The 938-nt window shown below is 64.1% G+C and carries 1 protein-coding gene; it reads left to right on the top strand.

The annotated features are described in order from the left end of the window. On the top strand, positions 1-938 hold a 938-nt coding region (locus tag JK364_RS54445; protein WP_201858883.1), incomplete at both ends, for a beta-ketoacyl synthase N-terminal-like domain-containing protein.

The following is a 938-nucleotide window of genomic DNA, read 5'->3' as shown; positions in this document are numbered from 1 at the left end:
CATTTCCGGTTTTCCGGTGGATCGTGGTTGGGATTTGGAGGGGTTGTATGACCCGGATCCGGCGCATGCGGGGACGTCGTATGTGCGGCGGGGTGGGTTTTTGCATGATGCGGCGGATTTTGATGCGGAGTTTTTTGGGATGTCGCCGCGTGAGGCGTTGGCGGTGGATCCGCAGCAGCGGTTGTTGTTGGAGGCGTCGTGGGAGGCGATGGAGCGGGCGGGGATTGATCCGGCTGGGCTGCGTGGGTCGGCGACGGGTGTGTTTATGGGGGTGATGTACAACGACTATGCCTCGAGGCTGCGGGTCCTTCCGGCGGATCTTGAGGGTTATTTGGGGTCGGGTAGTGCTGGGAGTGTGGCGTCGGGGCGTGTGGCGTATGTGTTCGGTCTTGAGGGTCCGGCGGTGACGGTGGATACGGCGTGTTCGTCGTCGTTGGTGGCGTTGCATCAGGCGAGTGTGGCGTTGCGTGGTGGTGAGTGTTCGTTGGCGTTGGCTGGTGGTGTGGCGGTGATGTCGACTCCGGGGACGTTTGTGGAGTTCTCCCGTCAGCGTGGTCTGTCGGTGGATGGGCGGTGCAAGGCGTATGGCGAGGAGGCGGATGGCACGGGTTGGGGTGAGGGTGTCGGTGTGTTGTTGCTGGAGCGGCTTTCCGACGCTCGGGCGAAGGGGCACCGTGTCCTGGCGGTGGTGCGTGGTTCTGCGGTGAATCAGGATGGTGCGTCGAATGGGTTGACGGCGCCGAATGGTCCGTCGCAGGAGCGGGTGATCCGGCAGGCACTCGCTAACGCGCGGTTGTCGGCGGCGGATGTGGATGCGGTTGAGGGGCATGGGACGGGGACCCGGTTGGGTGATCCGATCGAGGCGCAGGCGTTGCTGGCTACTTATGGGCGGGAGCGTGAGGGTGGTCGGCCGTTGTGGTTGGGGTCGTTGAAGTCGA

Source organism: Streptomyces endocoffeicus (assembly GCF_016741935.1).
Classification (GTDB): domain Bacteria; phylum Actinomycetota; class Actinomycetes; order Streptomycetales; family Streptomycetaceae; genus Streptomyces; species Streptomyces endocoffeicus.
Note: the sequence above shows the minus strand (reverse complement) of the source record. Positions and strands in the feature narration are given on the sequence as shown.